The sequence below is a fragment of the Enterobacter sp. WCHEn090032 genome, assembly GCF_003986875.1.
In the GTDB taxonomy this organism is placed as follows: Bacteria; Pseudomonadota; Gammaproteobacteria; order Enterobacterales; family Enterobacteriaceae; genus Enterobacter; species Enterobacter sichuanensis.
On the sequence record NZ_RXRN01000002.1, the window covers coordinates 294,782 to 313,621 of the forward strand.

Annotated in this window: 18 protein-coding genes; 8 read left to right on the forward strand and 10 right to left on the reverse strand. The window is 54.2% G+C overall.

Features of this window, described 5'->3' with window-relative positions; all coding sequences use genetic code 11:
• Positions 1 to 4 precede the first annotated feature (4 nt).
• From lepA to rseD, 6 genes are all read right to left on the reverse strand, one after another.
• Positions 5 to 1,804: a translation elongation factor 4 gene (gene lepA / locus EKN83_RS02890; RefSeq protein ID WP_025757641.1), complete on the reverse strand. Its 1,800-nt coding sequence runs from the start codon at positions 1,802 to 1,804 to the stop codon at positions 5 to 7.
• A gap of 185 nt (positions 1,805 to 1,989) precedes the next feature.
• Positions 1,990 to 2,466 carry a SoxR-reducing system protein RseC gene (rseC, locus tag EKN83_RS02895; RefSeq protein ID WP_045284608.1) on the reverse strand — a complete coding sequence of 159 codons (477 nt, stop codon included), beginning with the start codon at positions 2,464 to 2,466 and terminating at the stop codon, positions 1,990 to 1,992.
• Positions 2,463 to 3,416 (reverse strand): sigma-E factor regulatory protein RseB, encoded by a 954-nt coding sequence (gene rseB / locus EKN83_RS02900; RefSeq protein WP_126800297.1) that lies wholly within the window; start codon positions 3,414 to 3,416, stop codon positions 2,463 to 2,465. The genes rseC and rseB overlap by 4 nt, the downstream gene beginning before the upstream one ends.
• A complete protein-coding gene (gene rseA / locus EKN83_RS02905) occupies positions 3,416 to 4,066 on the reverse strand; it encodes an anti-sigma-E factor RseA (protein WP_025757638.1) in 651 nt (216 codons plus the stop codon). The genes rseB and rseA overlap by 1 nt, the downstream gene beginning before the upstream one ends.
• A 31-nt stretch (positions 4,067 to 4,097) precedes the next feature.
• Positions 4,098 to 4,673, reverse strand: a complete 576-nt coding sequence (rpoE, locus tag EKN83_RS02910; protein WP_006176728.1) for an RNA polymerase sigma factor RpoE — start codon at positions 4,671 to 4,673, stop codon at positions 4,098 to 4,100.
• Positions 4,670 to 4,753 (reverse strand): rpoE leader peptide RseD, encoded by an 84-nt coding sequence (gene rseD / locus EKN83_RS23655; RefSeq protein ID WP_141237592.1) that lies wholly within the window; start codon positions 4,751 to 4,753, stop codon positions 4,670 to 4,672. Before rseD ends, rpoE begins: the two co-directional genes overlap by 4 nt.
• 343 nt (positions 4,754 to 5,096) lie before the next feature.
• On the opposite strand from rseD, the gene nadB reads away from it, so the two are divergent.
• A complete protein-coding gene (nadB, locus tag EKN83_RS02920; RefSeq protein WP_126800298.1) occupies positions 5,097 to 6,716 on the forward strand; it encodes an L-aspartate oxidase in 1,620 nt (539 codons plus the stop codon).
• Here the strand turns inward: nadB and trmN are convergent.
• Positions 6,701 to 7,438: a tRNA(1)(Val) (adenine(37)-N(6))-methyltransferase TrmN gene (gene trmN / locus EKN83_RS02925; RefSeq protein ID WP_059386023.1), complete on the reverse strand. Its 738-nt coding sequence runs from the start codon at positions 7,436 to 7,438 to the stop codon at positions 6,701 to 6,703. The genes nadB and trmN overlap by 16 nt on opposite strands.
• A 132-nt stretch (positions 7,439 to 7,570) precedes the next feature.
• Here trmN and srmB point away from each other — a divergent pair, with 132 nt between their 5' ends.
• A complete protein-coding gene (gene srmB, locus EKN83_RS02930; RefSeq protein ID WP_126800299.1) occupies positions 7,571 to 8,899 on the forward strand; it encodes an ATP-dependent RNA helicase SrmB in 1,329 nt (442 codons plus the stop codon).
• A gap of 49 nt (positions 8,900 to 8,948) precedes the next feature.
• Here srmB and grcA read toward each other — a convergent pair whose 3' ends face one another.
• Entirely contained in the window at positions 8,949 to 9,332 is a 384-nt protein-coding gene (gene grcA / locus EKN83_RS02935; protein ID WP_008502190.1) for an autonomous glycyl radical cofactor GrcA, read from the reverse strand.
• Positions 9,333 to 9,646: 314 nt separating this feature from the next.
• Here grcA and ung point away from each other — a divergent pair, with 314 nt between their 5' ends.
• Positions 9,647 to 10,336 (forward strand): uracil-DNA glycosylase, encoded by a 690-nt coding sequence (ung, locus tag EKN83_RS02940; RefSeq protein WP_045284613.1) that lies wholly within the window; start codon positions 9,647 to 9,649, stop codon positions 10,334 to 10,336.
• 39 nt (positions 10,337 to 10,375) lie between these two features.
• On the opposite strand, the gene EKN83_RS02945 is transcribed toward ung, so the two are convergent.
• On the reverse strand, positions 10,376 to 11,461 hold the full coding sequence (locus EKN83_RS02945; RefSeq protein ID WP_025757629.1) for a tRNA/rRNA methyltransferase: 1,086 nt from the start codon (positions 11,459 to 11,461) through the stop codon (positions 10,376 to 10,378).
• 204 nt (positions 11,462 to 11,665) lie between these two features.
• Between EKN83_RS02945 and trxC the strand changes: the two genes are divergently transcribed.
• The 5 genes from trxC (at position 11,666) to EKN83_RS02970 (ending at position 17,386) form a co-directional block, all read left to right on the forward strand.
• Positions 11,666 to 12,085, forward strand: a complete 420-nt coding sequence (trxC, locus tag EKN83_RS02950) for a thioredoxin TrxC (protein WP_126800300.1) — start codon at positions 11,666 to 11,668, stop codon at positions 12,083 to 12,085.
• 69 nt (positions 12,086 to 12,154) lie between these two features.
• Positions 12,155 to 12,853 carry a tRNA-uridine aminocarboxypropyltransferase gene (gene tapT, locus EKN83_RS02955; protein ID WP_045284614.1) on the forward strand — a complete coding sequence of 233 codons (699 nt, stop codon included), beginning with the start codon at positions 12,155 to 12,157 and terminating at the stop codon, positions 12,851 to 12,853.
• Between the two features lie 35 nt (positions 12,854 to 12,888).
• Complete coding sequence (locus EKN83_RS02960; protein ID WP_126800301.1) at positions 12,889 to 15,552, forward strand: bifunctional acetate--CoA ligase family protein/GNAT family N-acetyltransferase; 2,664 nt, start codon at positions 12,889 to 12,891, stop codon at positions 15,550 to 15,552.
• 110 nt (positions 15,553 to 15,662) lie between these two features.
• A complete protein-coding gene (gene pssA, locus EKN83_RS02965; RefSeq protein WP_025757622.1) occupies positions 15,663 to 17,018 on the forward strand; it encodes a CDP-diacylglycerol--serine O-phosphatidyltransferase in 1,356 nt (451 codons plus the stop codon).
• 44 nt (positions 17,019 to 17,062) lie between these two features.
• Positions 17,063 to 17,386, forward strand: a complete 324-nt coding sequence (locus EKN83_RS02970; RefSeq protein ID WP_025757621.1) for a YfiM family lipoprotein — start codon at positions 17,063 to 17,065, stop codon at positions 17,384 to 17,386.
• Here the strand turns inward: EKN83_RS02970 and EKN83_RS02975 are convergent.
• Positions 17,383 to 18,678: an MFS transporter gene (locus EKN83_RS02975; RefSeq protein WP_025757620.1), complete on the reverse strand. Its 1,296-nt coding sequence runs from the start codon at positions 18,676 to 18,678 to the stop codon at positions 17,383 to 17,385. The two genes, EKN83_RS02970 and EKN83_RS02975, sit on opposite strands and share 4 nt — an antisense overlap.
• Positions 18,679 to 18,840 lie beyond the last annotated feature (162 nt).

Sequence of the window (18,840 nt, forward strand, 5' to 3'; positions counted from 1 at the left end):
AGGGTTATTTGCCGTCTTTACCAACATGAAGGATGGCAAGGAATGCTTCCTGCGGCAGCTCGACGTTACCGACCTGCTTCATACGCTTCTTACCTTCTTTCTGCTTCTGGAGCAGCTTTTTCTTACGGCTGACGTCACCGCCATAACATTTCGCCAGAACGTTTTTACGCAGCTGCTTCACGGTAGAACGCGCGATGATGTGGTTGCCGATGGCCGCCTGGATCGCGATATCAAACTGCTGGCGTGGGATCAGATCTTTCATCTTCTCAACCAGCTCGCGACCACGGTATGGCGCATTGTCGTTGTGAGTGATCAGCGCCAGCGCATCCACACGCTCACCGTTGATCAGCACGTCCACACGTACCATGTTGGAGGCCTGGAAACGCTTGAAGTTGTAATCCAGCGACGCATAGCCACGCGAGGTCGACTTCAGACGGTCGAAGAAGTCGAGAACCACTTCCGCCATCGGGATTTCATAGGTCAGCGCCACCTGGTTACCGTGGTAAACCATGTTGGTCTGCACGCCACGCTTCTCAACGCACAGCGTAATGACGTTACCCAGGTACTCCTGCGGCAACAGCATATGACACTCTGCAATTGGCTCACGCAGCTCATGAATGTTGTTCAGCGGCGGAAGCTTGGACGGGCTGTCGACGTAGATCACCTCTTTCGACGTGGTTTCAACTTCATACACTACCGTCGGTGCGGTGGTGATCAGATCCAGATCGTATTCACGCTCCAGACGCTCCTGAATGATCTCCATGTGCAGCAGACCGAGGAAGCCGCAGCGGAAACCGAAGCCCAGCGCCGTTGAGCTTTCTGGCTCGTAGAACAGGGAGGCATCGTTCAGGCTCAGTTTGCCGAGCGCATCACGGAAGTTTTCGTAGTCGTCAGAGCTGACCGGGAACAAGCCCGCGTAAACCTGCGGTTTGACCTTTTTAAAGCCTGGCAGCGCTTTTTCTGCCGGGTTACGTGCACCGGTCAGGGTATCGCCCACTGGCGCGCCGAGGATGTCTTTGATGGCGCAGACCAGCCAGCCTACTTCGCCGCATGTCAGCTCGGTACGGTCGACCTGTTTTGGCGTGAAAATACCCAGACGGTCGGCGTTGTAGACCTGTCCGGTACTCATTACCTTGATTTTGTCGCCTTTACGCAGGGTGCCGTTTTTAATACGCACCAGGGAGACAACGCCCAGATAGTTATCAAACCAGGAGTCGATAATCAGCGCCTGCAGTGGAGCATCCGGATCGCCTTCCGGGGCCGGAATATCACGCACCAGGCGTTCCAGCACGTCGGTCACGCCGACACCGGTTTTCGCCGAGCAGCGCACAGCGTCGGTCGCGTCAATGCCGACAATATCTTCAATCTCTTCCGCTACGCGCTCAGGATCGGCGGCTGGCAGGTCGATCTTGTTCAGAACCGGCACAACTTCGAGATCCATTTCCATCGCGGTGTAGCAGTTTGCCAGGGTCTGGGCTTCTACGCCCTGCCCGGCGTCGACCACCAGCAGCGCGCCTTCACAGGCCGCCAGCGAGCGTGAAACCTCATAAGAGAAGTCAACGTGGCCTGGGGTGTCGATAAAGTTCAGCTGATAGGTTTCGCCATCAGCCGCTTTGTAATCCAGCGTGACGCTCTGCGCTTTAATGGTAATACCGCGTTCGCGTTCCAGGTCCATGGAGTCCAGAACCTGGGCTTCCATTTCACGATCAGACAGGCCACCGCAAATCTGGATAATACGGTCAGACAGCGTCGACTTACCGTGGTCAATGTGAGCAATGATCGAAAAGTTACGTATGTTCTTCATATAGTTAAATAATTATGCCTTACGAATTCCTGGAGGCCGCTGTTCTTAGCCTGACGTTTTTCAGTGCGAAAACGCAGCATTCTACACTACATCCTCGCTACCTGGAAATGCACTTAGAGACAGGTATAGCGTGAAGAAAGGACGTTTTCTGTTTAAGGACGTAAAAAATGATAAAGCCCGATGGATCACCGGGCCTCAGAAGAGAGCGTTTCAACGCGAAGCTGGTCTGGCGCAAGGCCAACGCTAAGAATGACAGGCTGCCACTCCTCACGCGTCGCGAGCTTCGGAGAGAGACCTTTGGCAAGCCAGAATCCCCCCACGCCACCCAGTGCAGCACCGCACATGGCGGCCACATCGGTAGCAAACAGCATCTGGAACAGGCCGCCCATAATAAACAGCCCGACCAGCGGAGAGAGATAAACCAGCATCGCGGAACTGAGCAAGCTCCCTTCGGCAATACCCAGCTCTACCTTCTGCCCTGCCATCAGCGGTTGCTCACTTGGCACAGAAATCGTGTGCGTAGTTTGCGGCCCGAGCTTATTCAGCACGCGGCTGCCGCAACCAGCTCTGGAGGCACAACTGTTACATGAGGCTTTTACATCACAGCTCACCAGCGCAATGCCATCCTGCCACGAGACAACCGTAGCCCACTCTTTAATCATTGTGCGGTCCTGAATTTAATGCTGTCGGAAATGCGCTTCGCCGTTTGCGGGGGAAGCTCGCCCACAATGGTGATCTCAGCGTTATCGCGTACCGTGGTACTGACCGTACGACGCCCGGTGCGCAGCATCTGTTCGGCGCTGTTTGCCGTTGCGCGATTAATATTCACCGAGAAGCTGAACAACCCGTCGGAATAGAGACGCGATTCCACTGGCGTTTCAATCGTTGGCAACTGCCGACGGCTGCTGGAAACCTCACTAAACCCTTGTGGGATCCATGACGGTACCCAGTTGAAATTCACGGAATCCCCGGCCGGAACAGAAAGCAGCGGCGGCAGGCTGGCTTTCGCCAGATTCTGCATGCTGTTACCCACCTGGTTGTTCACATTGAAGGAGATCACGCGGAACTGTTCCAGCGTTTCACCGTCACGGTCGAGCAGATCTACACGCATGGGGAGTTTGGTTTCCGCGTCAATCCAGACAATATAGCTGTAGCGCGTTCCGTCCCGGGCAACCACGCGGATCACCTCGCACAACCGGTCCGCGATGCGTGTACGCCCTACCGAAATAAAATCGTAGTAAGGAGCAAGCCGTTTAAAGTCGGTGTAAATCAGTGACGGCAGAGAATCAACGATGTAGTCGCCATTCAGCGTAAAAGGCTCCAGGCCTGGCTCGAAATAACTGATTTCGTTACCACGCTGGACCACTTCACGACGCGGACCATCCATCTGTAAAAGCTGGGCGAGTGGCTGGTTATCAAGACGGGCATGGCGATAGCGTAACGATTCGACGCCCTGCTTGTTGATGCTGATAAATGCCAACTCGTAATTGAGTGACTGGCTGGCCAGATTCATTTGCTGCAACAACGCCCCGGATGAAACATCAGCCGAGGCGTTGGCAGAGAAGAACAGGCTACCCGCCATCAGAGACATGGCGAACCAAAGTTGCTTCATTACTGCGATTGCGTTCCTAAAGTTTGGTTTCCGGGCACCTGCACAGCGGCTTGCTGTGTTTGCGCCTGCTCAAACTGAAGCTGTTCAGAGTGCAGACGACGCTGCAACTCGTAATCCTGCAACATCGCATTAATGCGACGGCGCTGCTCCTGGACCTGCTGTTGCTGGCCGCCGCTGGCGGAAGCATCAGCCGGTACGCCCAGACTAACCGGGCTGGCTTTGCCCATCATCGGCAGTGTATTAAACACTGGCGCTTCTGGCTGCTGATTAGTTTCAGACTGAGCATTATAGTGCTGGACGCCAACGATAACTGCAAGCGATACGCATGCAGCCACACCCATTTGGGTAAGCTGGCTGGCCCACGGACGCACCTTTTGCCAGAATGGCATTTTCTGCCACTGGTGGGGCGCGGGTTGAGCTTCAGGAATCAGCGGAGTGGTCTGATGAACAGGCTCATTCTCAATTGCCGCCATGACGCGTGCTGAGATATCGAAATGGAGAACCTCGCCGGTATCACCGCGAAGGGTGTCACGGATGAGATGATAACTCTCCCAGGTCTCTTGCATTTCGGGAGAATGAGACAGCTCGTTGAGCAGCTCATTATCGACCGTTTCACCATCCATTAAAGCGGAAAGTTTTTCTTTCTGCATGCCTAATACCTTTTCCAGTATCCCGCTATCGTCAACGCCTGATAAGCGGTTGAACTTTATTATCAATGGCTTCTCGCGCACGGAAAATTCGTGAACGTACCGTGCCGACCGGACAATCCATGATAGCGGCTATCTCTTCATAGCTCAGACCATCCAGCTCCCGTAACGTAATTGCCATGCGTAAATCTTCCGGGAGCGACTCGATCGTGCGAAAAACGATTTGTCTCAGTTCTTCTGACAACATTAAGTTCTCAGGGTTCGAAATTTCTTTCAGTGCGCCGCCACTTTCGAAGTTTTCGGCGTCGATAGCGTCCACATCACTTGATGGCGGACGACGGCCCTGAGCGACCAGATAGTTCTTTGCCGTATTGACCGCAATACGGTACAGCCAGGTGTAAAAAGCACTATCTCCCCGGAAAGAATCCAGCGCGCGATAGGCCTTAATAAAAGACTCTTGCACCACATCAGGCACGTCGCCTGACGGTACATAGCGGGAAACCAGGCTCGCCACCTTATGCTGGTAGCGCACCACCAGTAGGTTAAAGGCTTTCTGATCTCCCTTCTGGACCCGTTCAACCAGGACCTGGTCCGTTAACTGCTCGCTCATCCGAGGTAATGTCTCCCCAAACCTAAATTCCACGCGTTAGCGAAACGCCACTCTAAAAACACTGCACTTTGAGCAAGCACCGAATTAGAGTGTCTGTTCTTCAATAAGTTCCGTAACGCCTTTGTTTTTGTTCATCGCGCCGCAGACTGGTCATTTTCTCTCATTATAAGTCTGTTCACGATACGCACCACTTTCTGACAAGAAACATCTTTTTCCCGCCAGAAGAGTAACGCAACACAGTCTTTATTTCACCACAAAATCTGACGCTAACGATCTGCTTCGCAAAATAATTTCACTCATTTACCCTCCATTTACCTCGGCTTACTCGTTTAGCCATTGCAACAACCTTTAAAAAAAACGTGCGATATATCGCACACGGGTGCTATTCTGACTCAACAGTGTTTAGTAAATTAAACAACAATCATGAACACAACACCCGAACTCCATTGTGATGTATTGATCATCGGCAGCGGCGCTGCCGGGCTCTCTCTGGCGCTGCGCCTGGCCGAGCACCAGAACGTAATCGTTCTCAGTAAAGGGCCGATCAGTGAAGGTTCCACGTTTTACGCCCAGGGTGGCATTGCCGCCGTGTTTGATGAAACAGACAGCATTGCATCCCACGTCGACGATACGCTGATCGCCGGGGCCGGGATCGTGGATGCGCACGCCGCAAAGTTTGTCGCCAGCAATGCCCGTCATTGCGTTCAGTGGCTCATCGACCAGGGCGTGTTATTCGATACGCAGGTCCAACCCAACGGTGAAGAGAGCTACCACCTGACCCGCGAAGGCGGCCATAGCCACCGCCGCATCCTGCACGCAGCGGATGCCACCGGAAAAGAGGTAGAGACCACGCTGGTCAGTAAAGCGCTGAACCATCCTAATATTCGGGTGCTTGAGCGAAGTAATGCCGTTGACCTGATTATCTCCGACAAAATTGGCCTGCCCGGCACGCGTCGCGTGGTGGGTGCCTGGGTCTGGAACCGGAATAAAGAGAAGGTGGAAACCTGTCAGGCGAAAGCCGTCGTGCTGGCGACGGGTGGGGCTTCAAAGGTGTATCAGTACACCACTAATCCGGACATTGCCTCCGGAGATGGGATCGCTATGGCCTGGCGTGCCGGTTGTCGCGTAGCGAACCTCGAATTTAACCAGTTTCACCCGACCGCCCTGTTTCACCCGCAGGCACGCAACTTCCTGCTGACGGAAGCCCTGCGCGGAGAAGGGGCTTACCTGAAACGCCCTGACGGCACCCGCTTTATGCCGGACTTTGACGACCGGGGCGAACTGGCCCCCCGCGATATCGTCGCTCGCGCCATTGACCATGAGATGAAACGTCTTGGCGTGGACTGCATGTATCTCGATATCAGTCACAAGCCAGCAGAATTTATTCGTCAGCATTTCCCGATGATTTACGAAAAACTGCTCGGTCTGGGCATTGATTTAACCCGCGATCCGGTCCCCATTGTCCCAGCCGCCCACTATACCTGCGGTGGCGTAATGGTTGACGATCATGGTCGTACCGATGTGGATGGCCTGTATGCTATCGGTGAGGTGAGTTATACCGGCCTTCACGGCGCGAACCGTATGGCCTCTAACTCGCTGCTGGAGTGTCTGGTGTACGGCTGGTCTGCCGCAGAAGACATCACGAAACGCATGCCTTATGCCCGTGAGACAGAGCACTTACCGGCGTGGGATGAAAGCCGTGTGGAAAACCCGGACGAGCTGGTCGTGATCCAGCATAACTGGCATGAACTACGGCTGTTTATGTGGGATTACGTCGGAATTGTGCGCACCACGAAACGTCTTGAACGCGCGTTGCGCCGCATCACCATGCTGCAGCAGGAAATTGATGAATACTATGCCAATTTCCGTGTCTCCAACAATTTGCTGGAGCTGCGTAACCTGGTACAGGTTGCCGAGCTGATCGTTCGCTGCGCGATGATGCGTAAAGAGAGCCGTGGCTTGCACTATACCCTGGACTATCCGGATCAGCTTGCGGAATCCGGACCGTCAATACTCGCCCCGCAGGTTTACATAAACAGATAAAACGCCTGGGTCAGGGCAGTGTAATCTTCGGAATAACGCTGGTCTGGCCCACGGATCACCATTCGATCATTAAAGCACTCCCCCTCTTTCGGCGAGAGCGCCAGCAGCACGCGGTGCGGCAGCCGACCTTCCGTGTCCGAAATATCGGTACGCAGACGTAACGTCCAGCCGATCTCCTGGGCGATACCAATAAATGTGTTGCCCGTGCTTTCCGGCAGCACCACGCAGAAAAAACCGTCTTCAGAGATGAGTTCTGCCGCACTGATGAGCAGGGCTTTATGATCGAGGGAATGGGTATAACGCGCCTGCTCACGCTCAGGCGTACCGCACTCAACGCCGGGCTCGTAGTACGGAGGATTACTGACGATCAAATCGTATCGTGCGGTCTGTTCAGGCGCCCAGGCCAGCACATCCGCGCACTCCACTCTCATTCGGGCCGCCCAAGGGGATTCAGCCACATTTTCACCCGCCTGCTCTGCTGCCTGCGCATCCAGTTCGACGGCGTCAATGGTGACATGCTCTTCAGTACGTTGCGCCAGCATCAACGCCACCAGCCCGCTGCCGGTACCGATATCAAGAATACGCTTAACGCCTGCGACAGGCGCCCACGCTCCCAGTAAAATACCGTCTGTACCGACCTTCATGGCACAGCGATCGTGAGCGACAAAAAATTGTTTAAACGTAAAACCATCGCGGCGCAGCTGCGCTTTGAGTTGAGACATGTCAGGGCAACCTTCTAAGTGAAACTGGAGTAGCATAGGGGAAAGCGAAGTGGCCGGAAAGCGATATCCATACAAACAGATGAAGATTACAGCCGTAACGTCTATAATCAGCGCCCCACACAGAGGTAGAACATGACTGTAACGACTTTTTCCGAACTTGAACTCGATGAAAGCCTGCTCAATGCCCTTGAGAGCAAAGGCTTTACACGCCCGACCGCCATTCAGGCAGCGGCCATTCCGCCTGCGCTTGAGGGCCGCGATGTGCTCGGTTCTGCGCCAACCGGCACGGGGAAGACAGCAGCCTATTTGCTGCCTGTGTTGCAGCATCTGCTCGATTTTCCACGTAAAAAATCTGGCCCGCCGCGTATTTTAATCCTGACGCCTACGCGCGAACTGGCTATGCAGGTTGCCGATCACGCGCGTGAACTCGCGGCGAATACGCATCTGGATATTGCCACCATCACTGGCGGCGTTGCGTACATGAACCACGCCGAAGTGTTCAGCGAAAACCAGGACATCGTCGTGGCGACGACGGGCCGTCTGCTGCAGTACATCAAAGAAGAGAACTTCGACTGCCGCGCGGTTGAAACGCTGATTCTGGATGAAGCCGACCGCATGCTGGACATGGGCTTTGCCCAGGATATCGAGCATATTGCCGGTGAGACGCGCTGGCGTAACCAGACGATGCTGTTCTCTGCCACCCTCGAAGGGGAAGCAATTAATGATTTCGCAGAGCGTCTGCTGGATGATCCGGTTGAAGTGTCTGCCACGCCGTCCACACGCGAGCGTAAGAAGATCCACCAGTGGTACTACCGCGCAGACAATCTCGAGCACAAGGTGGCGTTGCTTAAGCACCTGCTAAAGCAGGAAGAAGCTACTCGTACCATCGTGTTCGTGCGTAAGCGCGAGCGTGTACACGAGCTGGCTGAAATGCTGCGTAATGCCGGCATCAACAACTGCTATCTTGAAGGCGAGATGGCGCAGATCAAGCGTACCGAAGGCATTAAGCGCCTGACCGATGGCCGTGTTAACGTGCTGGTTGCCACCGACGTTGCCGCACGCGGGATCGACATCCCGGACGTCAGCCACGTCATTAACTTCGATATGCCGCGCAGTGGAGATACCTATCTGCATCGTATTGGTCGTACCGGCCGCGCGGGTCGCAAAGGTATTGCGATTTCACTGGTCGAGGCTCATGACTACCTGCTGCTGAAGAAAATTGGCCGCTATGTTGATGAGCCGCTGAAAGCGCGCGTCATCGACGAGCTCCGCCCGACCACACGTGCGCCGAGTGAGAAGATGACGGGTAAACCGTCCAAGAAAGCACTCGCGAAACGTGCTGAGCGAAAAGAGAAAGAAAAAGAGAAGCCGCGCGTGAAACAGCGCCACCGCGATACCAAAAATATTGGTAAGCGCCGTAAGCCAAGCGCAGCCGCGACAGAGCCAAAAACAGAAGAGTAAAAAAAAGCCGGGGAATCCCGGCTTTTTTATTCCACCCAGCCTGAAGCCATTACAGGCTTTCAGTAAAGGTACGCGCGATAACGTCGCGCTGCTGCTCTGGGGTGAGAGAGTTAAAACGCACAGCATAGCCGGACACGCGAATGGTCAGCTGTGGATACTTCTCCGGATGCTCAACCGCGTCCATCAGCGTTTCACGGCGCAGCACGTTAACGTTCAGGTGTTGACCCCCTTCCACGCGTACTTCCGGTTTCACTTCCATTGGGATTTCACGGTACTCGATCTCGCCCAGTTTGCTCACTGGCACGATTTCGTCTTCAGCAAAACCTGCTTTCGCGACGACGCAGCGCGCTTCGTTTTTCTCACTGTCCAGCAGCCAGAAAGAGTTGAGCAGATCGTCATTTGCAGCTTTAGTAATCTGGATACCTGTAATCATGTGTTGCCTCCCTTAGGCTACATTAACTGATGCCGGCCTCGCGCGGCCAATTGGTAAAACCATTGTTTCTTGTGTGTATATATATCATTCACACCCCGGTGATTTATTGATTTAAATCAACAAAAACACCAACCACACAAAGAGTGTGGTCTGAATTTATTGTTTCAGATCAATTTTACGACCTTACCAATTCAACTTATAACGCATAATTTCAACACAAATTGAGTAACTTACGCCTATTTTCCGCCTCTGATTTTGCACCCGCGACTATAACGGTTAAGCTAGACGCAGAATGAGATCCGCAGGAGAGCGAGATGACCACCCCGTTGACATGGCACGATGTGCTGGCAGAAGAGAAACAGAAACCCTACTTTATTAACACCCTCAGTACCGTTGCGGCAGAGCGACAATCTGGCCAGACGATTTATCCTCCGCAGAAGGATGTTTTCAACGCGTTTCGCTATACCGAGCTGAGCGATGTTAAAGTCGTTATCCTTGGCCAGGATCCTTACCATGGTCCGGGCCAGGCGCACGGGCTGGCGTTTTCCGTACGTCCAGGCGTAGCTATCCCCCCTTCTCTGCTCAATATGTATAAAGAGCTTGAGGGAACCGTGCCCGGGTTTACCCGCCCCACGCACGGTTACCTGGAAAGCTGGGCGCGCCAGGGCGTGCTGTTATTAAATACCGTGCTCACCGTAAGAGCGGGCCAGGCGCACTCGCACGCCAGCCTGGGCTGGGAAACGTTCACCGATAAAGTCATCAGCCTTATCAATGAGCATCGTGAAGGGGTGGTTTTTTTACTTTGGGGATCGCATGCGCAGAAGAAAGGGGCGATCATCGACCGTCAGCGTCATCATGTCCTGAAAGCACCGCATCCGTCACCGCTGTCTGCACATCGCGGCTTCTTTGGCTGTAATCATTTTGTTCTGGCGAATGAATGGCTGGAAAAACGTGGCGAAACGCCGATTGACTGGATGCCTGTCTTGCCGGCAGAAAGCGAGTAAGGTTTGAATGTGCCGGGGCTGACCCGGCACATAAGAGGCTTATGCCTTATTCTGACGCCACCATTCGGCCAGCAGTACGCCGGTCGCAACGGACACGTTCAGACTTTCCACATTACCTGTCCCGTCGATAGATACGCTCAGATCCGCGCTGGAGAGCGCCGCGTCAGACAGACCATCGCGCTCCTGCCCCAGCACCAGAACCATTTTACGCGGCAGTGTCGCTTTAAACAGCGGCGTTCCGGCATGGCTCGACGTCGTGACAATGGAATAACCCGCTTTACGGAACTGCTCCAGGGCATCCAGAACGCTGTCGCCGGTGATCGGCTGAACGTGCTCGGCTCCGCCTTCGGCAGTACGGATCGCGGCGCCGGATTCCAACAGCGCAGCATCCTGCAGCAGCACGCCTTTCACGCCAAAGTGCGCGCAACTGCGCATCATTGCACCCAGGTTGTGCGGGTTGCCGACATCTTCCAGCGCCAGCACGCAGTCATCGGCATCCGCCTGGCTGACCCACTGCTGAACGGTTGTGCCGTTACGTTTTTTGATCAGGAAGCAAACGCCGCCGTGGTGCTCGGTTCCTGATGCTTTGGTCAGTTCGGCATCATCAACCACGTGGTAAGCTTTACGGTTTGCAGCCATCCAGCGCAGCGCTTCTTTAAAGCGCGGGGTTACGCTCTGGATAAACCAGGCGCGGACGATACACTCAGGACGGCTCTGGAACAGCGCCTGGCAGGCGTTCTCGCCATATACGCGGGTCTCTTCCGCACGCTGACGACGCAGCACTTCCGGGTCGATAAAGCTTTTACCGCTGATACCGCCGTGATCGGCTTTTTCTGGCGTCTCGTCACCCGGCGCGCGCGAAACGGTGCGCCACGGGGAGGCGTTATCACGTGAGAAGTCATCGCGTTTGCGATCGTCACGTTTACGGTCATCACGTTTGCGGTCATCACCGCGGTTGTTTCTGTCATCGCGGGCGGGGCGACGGCCACCGTCTGCACGAGAAGACGCCGGACGCCCGCCACCTTTTCCGGTACGCGGATTTTGGGTGCGTTTATCAGAGTCATCATCACTGCGGACATACATCACTTTGACCTTGCCGCTTTTGTTTTTCATTTCGTCGTTCATGCTTTTCTCCACCAGCGCTGCGCGAAGCGCGCAGATTACCCGATGTGCCAGCGCATAGCCATAATTTCGTACAAAAGCCTGTGACTATTGTTCTCATTGAATAAAACGCATTGTTGTTTCAAACAGGCTCATTGATAATATGTAACATATTGGAAACATAATCGGCGCACTGCCGCTGTCCCACGGCTCTATCAGAGGTTAGTTATGAATACCGTATGTGCCAACTGTCAGGCTCTTAATCGCATACCGGACGATCGGATCGAAGATGGTGCGAAATGCGGACGTTGTGGCCATGAATTGTTTGATGGCGATGTCATTAACGCGACGGGTGCTACGCTGGACAAACTCCTCAAGGACGATCTCCCTGTGGTGGTCGATTTCTGGGCACCATGGTGCGGCCCGTGCCGAAACTTCGCGCCAATCTTTGAAGATGTCGCCGAAGAGCGCAGCGGTAAAATGCGCTTTGTTAAGGTCAATACTGAGGCGGAGCGTGAGCTTAGCGAGCGTTTTCAGATCCGCAGCATTCCGACCATTATGATCTTCAAAAAGGGTGAAGTGGTCGACATGCTTAACGGTGCGGTACCAAAAGCTCCGTTTGATAGCTGGCTTAACGAATCACTGTAACATTCACGGGGCACATCTTGTGCCCCGTTCCCGCCTCTGCGAAAATAGGGTTTTTCCTCCATTTCGCCCATGACAAATAACGCTGTTCTTCAATTACGCGCCGAACGCCTTGCCCGCGCGACTCGCCCCTTTCTTGCCCGCGGCAATCGTATTCGTCGCTGTCAGCGCTGCCTGTTACCGCTGAAGGTTTGTCTGTGTGAGACGCTGGTCCCGGGTACGGCAGAGAGTCGTTTTTGTCTGGTCATGTTCGATACCGAGCCGATGAAACCCAGCAATACGGGACGCCTTATCGCCGATATTCTGCCTAATACCGCCGCGTTTCAGTGGTCCCGTACAGAACCCCCTCAGGCCCTGCTCGACCTGGTGGCAAGCCCGGACTATCAGCCGATGGTCGTTTTCCCCGCCTCTTATGCAGGGGCAGATCGCCAGGTGCTTTCGGTACCGCCATCCGGGAAGCCGCCGCTGTTTATTATGCTCGACGGCACCTGGACCGAAGCGCGAAAAATGTTTCGCAAGAGCCCTTACCTCGACGCCCTGCCGGTGATTTCTGTCGATCTTTCCCGCGTCTCCGCCTACCGGCTGCGTGAAGCGCATGCTGACGGGCAATACTGCACCGCCGAAGTTGCCATTGCGCTTCTGGATTTAGCGGGAGATACCGCGGCGGCAGGCGCCCTGGGCAACCATTTCTCACGTTTCCGGGAGCGCTATCTGGCGGGAAAAACCGTTCATAAGGGCAGTGTCACAGCAACAGAGCCAGAAAGCGTTTAAAATCATCAGGTCGCTTGCATTCACAGGAGGCCTGCATGAGCCAGCGAGGGTTAGAAGCGCTACTTCGTCCTAAATCCATTGCCGTCATCGGCGCATCAATGAAACCGGATCGTGCAGGCTATCTGATGATGCGTAACCTGCTGGCCGGTGGATTTAATGGCCCCGTCATGCCCGTCACGCCGGCTTATAAAGCGGTTCAGGGCGTACTGGCCTGGCCCGATGTGCAAAGCCTGCCTTTCGTCCCCGATCTTGCCGTACTCTGTACCAATGCGAAGCGAAATCCGGAACTGCTGGAATCACTCGGCAAGAAGGGATGTAAAACCTGCATTATTCTCTCGTCTCCCCCTGAGCAAAAAAGCGAACTTCTGGCCTGCGCCAGCCGCTATCAGATGCGCATTCTTGGGCCAAACAGTCTGGGCCTGCTCGCCCCCTGGCAGGGGCTGAATGCCAGCTTCTCTCCGGTACCGATCCGCAAAGGCAAGCTCGCGTTTATTTCGCAGTCGGCTGCGGTATCAAACACCATCCTCGACTGGGCGCAGCAACGTGAAATGGGATTTTCCTACTTCATTGCCCTCGGCGATAGCCTGGATATCGACGTTGATGAACTGCTGGATTTTCTCGCACGAGACAGCAAAACCAGTGCGATCCTGCTTTATCTTGAGCATCTTAGCGACGCCCGTCGCTTTGTATCGGCTTCGCGAAGTGCGTCGCGCAATAAGCCGATCCTGGTGATCAAAAGCGGTCGCAGCCCTGCGGCCCAACGCCTGCTGCATTCCCATTCCGGGATGGATCCCGCCTGGGATGCAGCCATTCAACGCGCGGGTTTGCTGCGGGTACAGGATACGCACGAGCTGTTTTCCGCCGTTGAAACGTTAAGCCATATGCGCCCGCTGCGCGGCGAGAAGTTAATGATTGTCAGTAACGGCGCCGCGCCTGCCGCGCTTGCGCTGGATGAACTGTGGCGCCGCTTCGGCAAGCTGGCAACCCTGAGTGAAGAGACGCTGCAGCGCCTGAGAGAGACGCTTCCGACCAGCGTGACGCCCGGCAACCCGCTTGATTTACGCGATGACGCCAGCAGCGAGCGCTATATTAGCGCTATCTCCATTTTGCTGGACAGCCAGGATTTCGATGCGCTGATGATTATCCACTCCCCCAGCGCGGTCGCACCGGGCAGTGAAAGCGCGCGGGCGCTTATTGATGCCGTGCGTACTCATCCGCGAGGCAAATATGTCACTCTGCTCACCAACTGGTGCGGCGAGTTTTCCTCTCAGGAGGCGCGACGCTTGTTCAGCGAAGCCGGGCTGCCAACCTACCGTACACCGGAAGGCACCATCACCGCGTTTATGCACATGGTGGAATATCGCCGCAACCAGAAACAGCTGCGTGAAACGCCGGCGCTGCCGGGTAATCTGACGGCGAATACCGTCGACGTTCACCGGCTTTTGCAGCAGGCTATCGAAGAGGGAGCGACGTCGCTTGATACGCATGAAGTTCAGCCCATTCTGGGCAGTTACGGCATGCAAACCCTGCCGACCTGGATCGCCAGCGACAGCGCGGAGGCAGTACACATAGCCGAGCAGATTGGCTATCCGGTGGCCCTGAAGCTGCGCTCCCCGGATATTCCGCATAAGTCCGATGTTCAGGGGGTTATGTTATACCTGCGCACGGCGACAGAGGTACAACAGGCTGCAGATGCCATTTTCGACCGTGTCAAAATGGCCTGGCCGCAGGCCAGGATCCACGGACTGCTGGTGCAAAGCATGGCTAACCGTGCAGGGGCTCAGGAATTGCGGGTCGTGGTTGAACACGACCCCGTGTTTGGCCCGCTGATCATGTTGGGAGAAGGCGGCGTTGAGTGGCGTCCGGAAGAGCAAGCCGTGGTGGCGTTACCGCCGCTGAACATGAATCTGGCGCGCTATTTGATCATTCAGGCGATTAAAAGCAAAAAGATCCGTGGCCGGAGTGCGCTGCGTCCGCTCGATATTGCCGGGTTAAGTCAGTTCCTGGTCCAGGTGTCTAACCTGATTGTAGATTGCGCCGAGATCCAGCGGCTGGATATCCACCCGCTCCTTGCCTCCGGCAATGAGTTTACGGCGCTGGACGTGACGCTGGATATCGCGCCATTTGAAGGAGACAGCGAGAGCCGCCTGGCAATCCGTCCGTATCCTCTGCAACTGGAGGAGTGGGTAGAGATGAAAAATGGAGAACGTTCGCTGTTCCGCCCTATTCTTCCGGAAGATGAACCCCAGCTGCGGGCCTTTATCTCTCAGGTCACGAAAGAGGATCTTTATTATCGCTATTTTAGCGAAATCAACGAATTTACCCACGATGATTTAGCCAATATGACCCAGATCGACTACGATCGAGAAATGGCGTTTGTGGCCGTTCGTCGCTCCGATAAGGGGGATGAGATCCTCGGCGTTACGCGTGCTATTTCTGACCCGGATAACGTGGATGCAGAGTTTGCTGTACTGGTACGCTCCGACCTCAAAGGTCTGGGGCTGGGAAGACGGCTGCTGGAAAAACTCATCAGTTATACGCGAGATCACGGATTGTTACGTCTCAATGGCATTACTATGCCTAACAATCGCGGTATGGTGACCCTGGCGCGAAAACTTGGATTTGATGTTGATATTCAGCTGGACGAAGGTATTGTTGCCCTGTCCCTGAGCCTGACATCAGCAGACAAACACGAGTAAGCTACTGGAAATGTTACCCACTTTGGACGGGACTGGTGGTATCATTGTCCGCTTATGTTGTTTGCATGGTACAAACAACCCTTCAATGAACAGAGAAGAAACGCACTGTGATGTTGTCAAAATTTAAGCGTAATAAACATCAACAACACCTTGCTCAACTACCGAAGATTTCTCAGTCAGTTGATGATGTAGAGTTCTTTTACGCTCCTGCGCATTTTCGGGAGACGCTTCTGGAAAAGATTGCCAGTGCCACGCGACGCATTTGCATTGTGGCGCTGTATCTTGAACAAGATGAAGGCGGGCGTGCGATCCTGAACGCACTTTATGAAGCCAAACGTCAGCGTCCAGAGCTGGATGTTCGCGTGCTGGTGGACTGGCATCGCGCTCAGCGAGGCCGTATCGGCGCTGCCGCTTCAAACACCAATGCTGACTGGTATTGCCGCACGGCGCAGGAAAATCCTGGCGTTGATGTGCCTGTTTATGGCGTGCCAGTTAATACCCGTGAGGCGCTCGGCGTCCTTCATTTCAAGGGCTTTATCATCGATGACAGCGTGCTTTACAGCGGCGCCAGTCTGAATGATGTTTACCTGCATCAGCTCGATAAGTATCGCTACGACCGTTACCATCTGATTCGCAATCCGCAGATGGCCGATATCATGTTTAACTGGGTTGATAAAAATCTGGTCCATGGCCGTGGCGTTAATCGGCTTGACGATCCTGAGCGTCCTAAAAGCCCGGAGATCAAAAATGATGTTCGCGCCTTCCGTCAGGAGCTGCGTGATGCGGTCTATCATTTCCAGGGTGATGCAAACAACGAAGAGTTATCCGTTACCCCGCTGGTCGGGCTCGGTAAATCCAGCCAGCTGAACAAAACGATCTTCCATCTGATGCCATGCGCGGAGCAGAAACTCACCATCTGTACCCCGTACTTCAACCTTCCTGCCGTGCTGGTGCGCAATATCATTCAGCTACTGCGCGACGGCAAAAAAGTGGAAATCATCGTCGGTGATAAAACCGCAAACGACTTCTTCATTCCTGAAGATCAACCGTTCAAAATTATCGGTGCGCTACCTTATCTCTATGAGATTAACCTGCGCCGTTTCCTGAGCCGTTTACAATACTACGTTAACACCGACCAACTGGTTGTGCGTCTCTGGAAAGATGAAGACAACAGTTACCATCTGAAAGGCATGTGGGTCGACGATGAGTGGATGCTGCTGACAGGTAACAACCTGAACCCACGCGCGTGGCGACTGGATCTGGAAAACGCTATCCTGATCCATGACCCTCAGCATGAGTTAGCCGCAAAGCGTGAACGTGAGCTGGAACTGATTCGCACGCATACAACCGTGGTGAATCACTACCGCGAACTGCAGAGTATTGCCGATTATCCGGTGAAGGTTCGCAAGCTTATTCGCCGCTTACGTCGAATCCGTATCGACCGACTTATCAGCCGTATTCTGTAATATCCAGGCCCTGCCATCGCAGGGCTTTTTTATGGAGCCCGTTGATGCGTATTCCTCTGTTGCTGAGCGTGATCTTACTGAGTGGCTGTAGCCATATGGCCAACGATAACTGGTCCGGTCAGGATAAAGCACAACATTTTCTCGCTTCCGCTATGCTGTCCGCCGCCGGTAATGAGTATGCGCAACATCAGGGATACAGCCGGGATCGGAGCGCGACGATTGGGCTGATGTTCTCCATCGGTCTTGGGGCGTCAAAAGAGCTGTGGGATAGCCGCCCCGCAGGGAGCGGCTGGAGCTGGAAAGATTTCGCCTGGGACGTCGCTGGCGCAACGACCGGCTATGCCGTGTGGCAGATGGCGCACTATTAAAGTCGAATGCCTTTCCCTTTACGATGCAACATCAGAGAGACAATAAAGGCCAGCGCCCCCATTCCCGTTACGTACCAGAAGAATGTCGTTTCGCTTCCCCATGATTTAAAAGACAACGCAACATACTCCGCCGATCCGCCAAACAACGCGTTGGCGACCGCATAAGAGAGCCCTACCCCTAAAGCACGTACCTGCGCCGGGAACATTTCGGCTTTCAGTATCCCGCTGATCGAGGTGTAGAAACTGACAATCACCAGCGCCAGCATAACCAGCGCAAATGCGGCATACGGCGAGGAGACATGCTGAAGGGCAGTCAAAACAGGAACGGTACAGAGCGCTGATAATCCGCCAAAAACAAGCATTGACGTTCGTCGGCCAATTTTGTCCGAGAGCGCCCCGATGATTGGTTGTATGAGCATAAAGACAAACAGCGCTACAGTCATGACAACGCTGGCAACGTTGGCGTGCATCCCGGTGGTGTTCACCAGGTACTTTTGCATATAGGTGGTAAACGTGTAAAAACTGAGAGAGCCCCCTGCAGTAAAGCCCAGCACCATAAGAAAAGCTTTTCGGTTACGCCATAATCCTTTAAACGTTCCCGCTTCCTTCAGCGTTCTGACCTCTTTCTGAGAAGTTTCATCTAACTGACGGCGTAGCCAAAGTGCAACGATCGCCAGCGCGGCTCCCATTGCGAACGGGATCCGCCAGCCCCAGGTGTGAAGCTGTTCATCCGTCAGGATCTGCTGCAGGATCACCACCACAAGAATGGCCAGCAGTTGACCGCCAATCAGCGTGACATACTGGAATGAGGCGTAAAAGCCTTTCCGGCCTTCCAGCGCAATCTCACTCATGTAGGTCGCACTGGTACCGTATTCGCCCCCCACTGATAACCCCTGGAATAAGCGGGCCAGTAAAAGTAGCGCCGGTGCCCAGGTACCAATCGATTCATAACCCGGTAAGCAGGCGATCACCAGAGAGCCAAAACACATCATACAGACCGAAATCAGCATAGAGGCCTTACGCCCCCGACGATCCGCAATACGGCCGAACAACCAGCCACCAATGGGCCGCATTAAGAATCCTGCAGCAAATACACCCGCCGTTTGTAGGAGTTGCGTAGTGGTGTTGCCGGATGGGAAGAAAATATGAGCGAAATAGAGTGAACAGAATGAGTAGACGTAAAAGTCGAACCATTCAACCAGGTTCCCTGAAGAGGCGCTGACGATGGCCCATACCCTTCTTCGGGTATCACTGTTAGCCAGCGTCCCGTTTGATGTAATGCTTTCTGTCATTGTGATTATGCTCCTGCCATAGACTACGGCGTATTGAGTCCTGAAACTCAATTACCTCGTAAATGAAATGTTATAATTTTGTTATAAATAACATTGAGACAAAGATCACACATTCCATTAGCAGGATAAGGGATTAAGAGAAAGGCCAGAGCAGTAAAAATA

Coding starts and splice junctions, on each gene's coding strand:
- rseA (WP_025757638.1), bottom strand. CDS start 4,066: ATGCAGAAAGAAAAACTTTCCGCTTTAATGGATGGTGAAACGGTCGAT.
- nadB (WP_126800298.1), top strand. CDS start 5,097: ATGAACACAACACCCGAACTCCATTGTGATGTATTGATCATCGGCAGC.
- grcA (WP_008502190.1), bottom strand. CDS start 9,332: ATGATTACAGGTATCCAGATTACTAAAGCTGCAAATGACGATCTGCTC.
- EKN83_RS02945 (WP_025757629.1), bottom strand. CDS start 11,461: ATGAACGACGAAATGAAAAACAAAAGCGGCAAGGTCAAAGTGATGTAT.
- tapT (WP_045284614.1), top strand. CDS start 12,155: ATGACAAATAACGCTGTTCTTCAATTACGCGCCGAACGCCTTGCCCGC.
- srmB (WP_126800299.1), top strand. CDS start 7,571: ATGACTGTAACGACTTTTTCCGAACTTGAACTCGATGAAAGCCTGCTC.
- trxC (WP_126800300.1), top strand. CDS start 11,666: ATGAATACCGTATGTGCCAACTGTCAGGCTCTTAATCGCATACCGGAC.
- ung (WP_045284613.1), top strand. CDS start 9,647: ATGACCACCCCGTTGACATGGCACGATGTGCTGGCAGAAGAGAAACAG.
- EKN83_RS02975 (WP_025757620.1), bottom strand. CDS start 18,678: ATGACAGAAAGCATTACATCAAACGGGACGCTGGCTAACAGTGATACC.
- EKN83_RS02960 (WP_126800301.1), top strand. CDS start 12,889: ATGAGCCAGCGAGGGTTAGAAGCGCTACTTCGTCCTAAATCCATTGCC.
- rpoE (WP_006176728.1), bottom strand. CDS start 4,673: ATGAGCGAGCAGTTAACGGACCAGGTCCTGGTTGAACGGGTCCAGAAG.
- lepA (WP_025757641.1), bottom strand. CDS start 1,804: ATGAAGAACATACGTAACTTTTCGATCATTGCTCACATTGACCACGGT.
- rseC (WP_045284608.1), bottom strand. CDS start 2,466: ATGATTAAAGAGTGGGCTACGGTTGTCTCGTGGCAGGATGGCATTGCG.
- pssA (WP_025757622.1), top strand. CDS start 15,663: ATGTTGTCAAAATTTAAGCGTAATAAACATCAACAACACCTTGCTCAA.
- trmN (WP_059386023.1), bottom strand. CDS start 7,438: ATGTCTCAACTCAAAGCGCAGCTGCGCCGCGATGGTTTTACGTTTAAA.
- EKN83_RS02970 (WP_025757621.1), top strand. CDS start 17,063: ATGCGTATTCCTCTGTTGCTGAGCGTGATCTTACTGAGTGGCTGTAGC.
- rseB (WP_126800297.1), bottom strand. CDS start 3,416: ATGAAGCAACTTTGGTTCGCCATGTCTCTGATGGCGGGTAGCCTGTTC.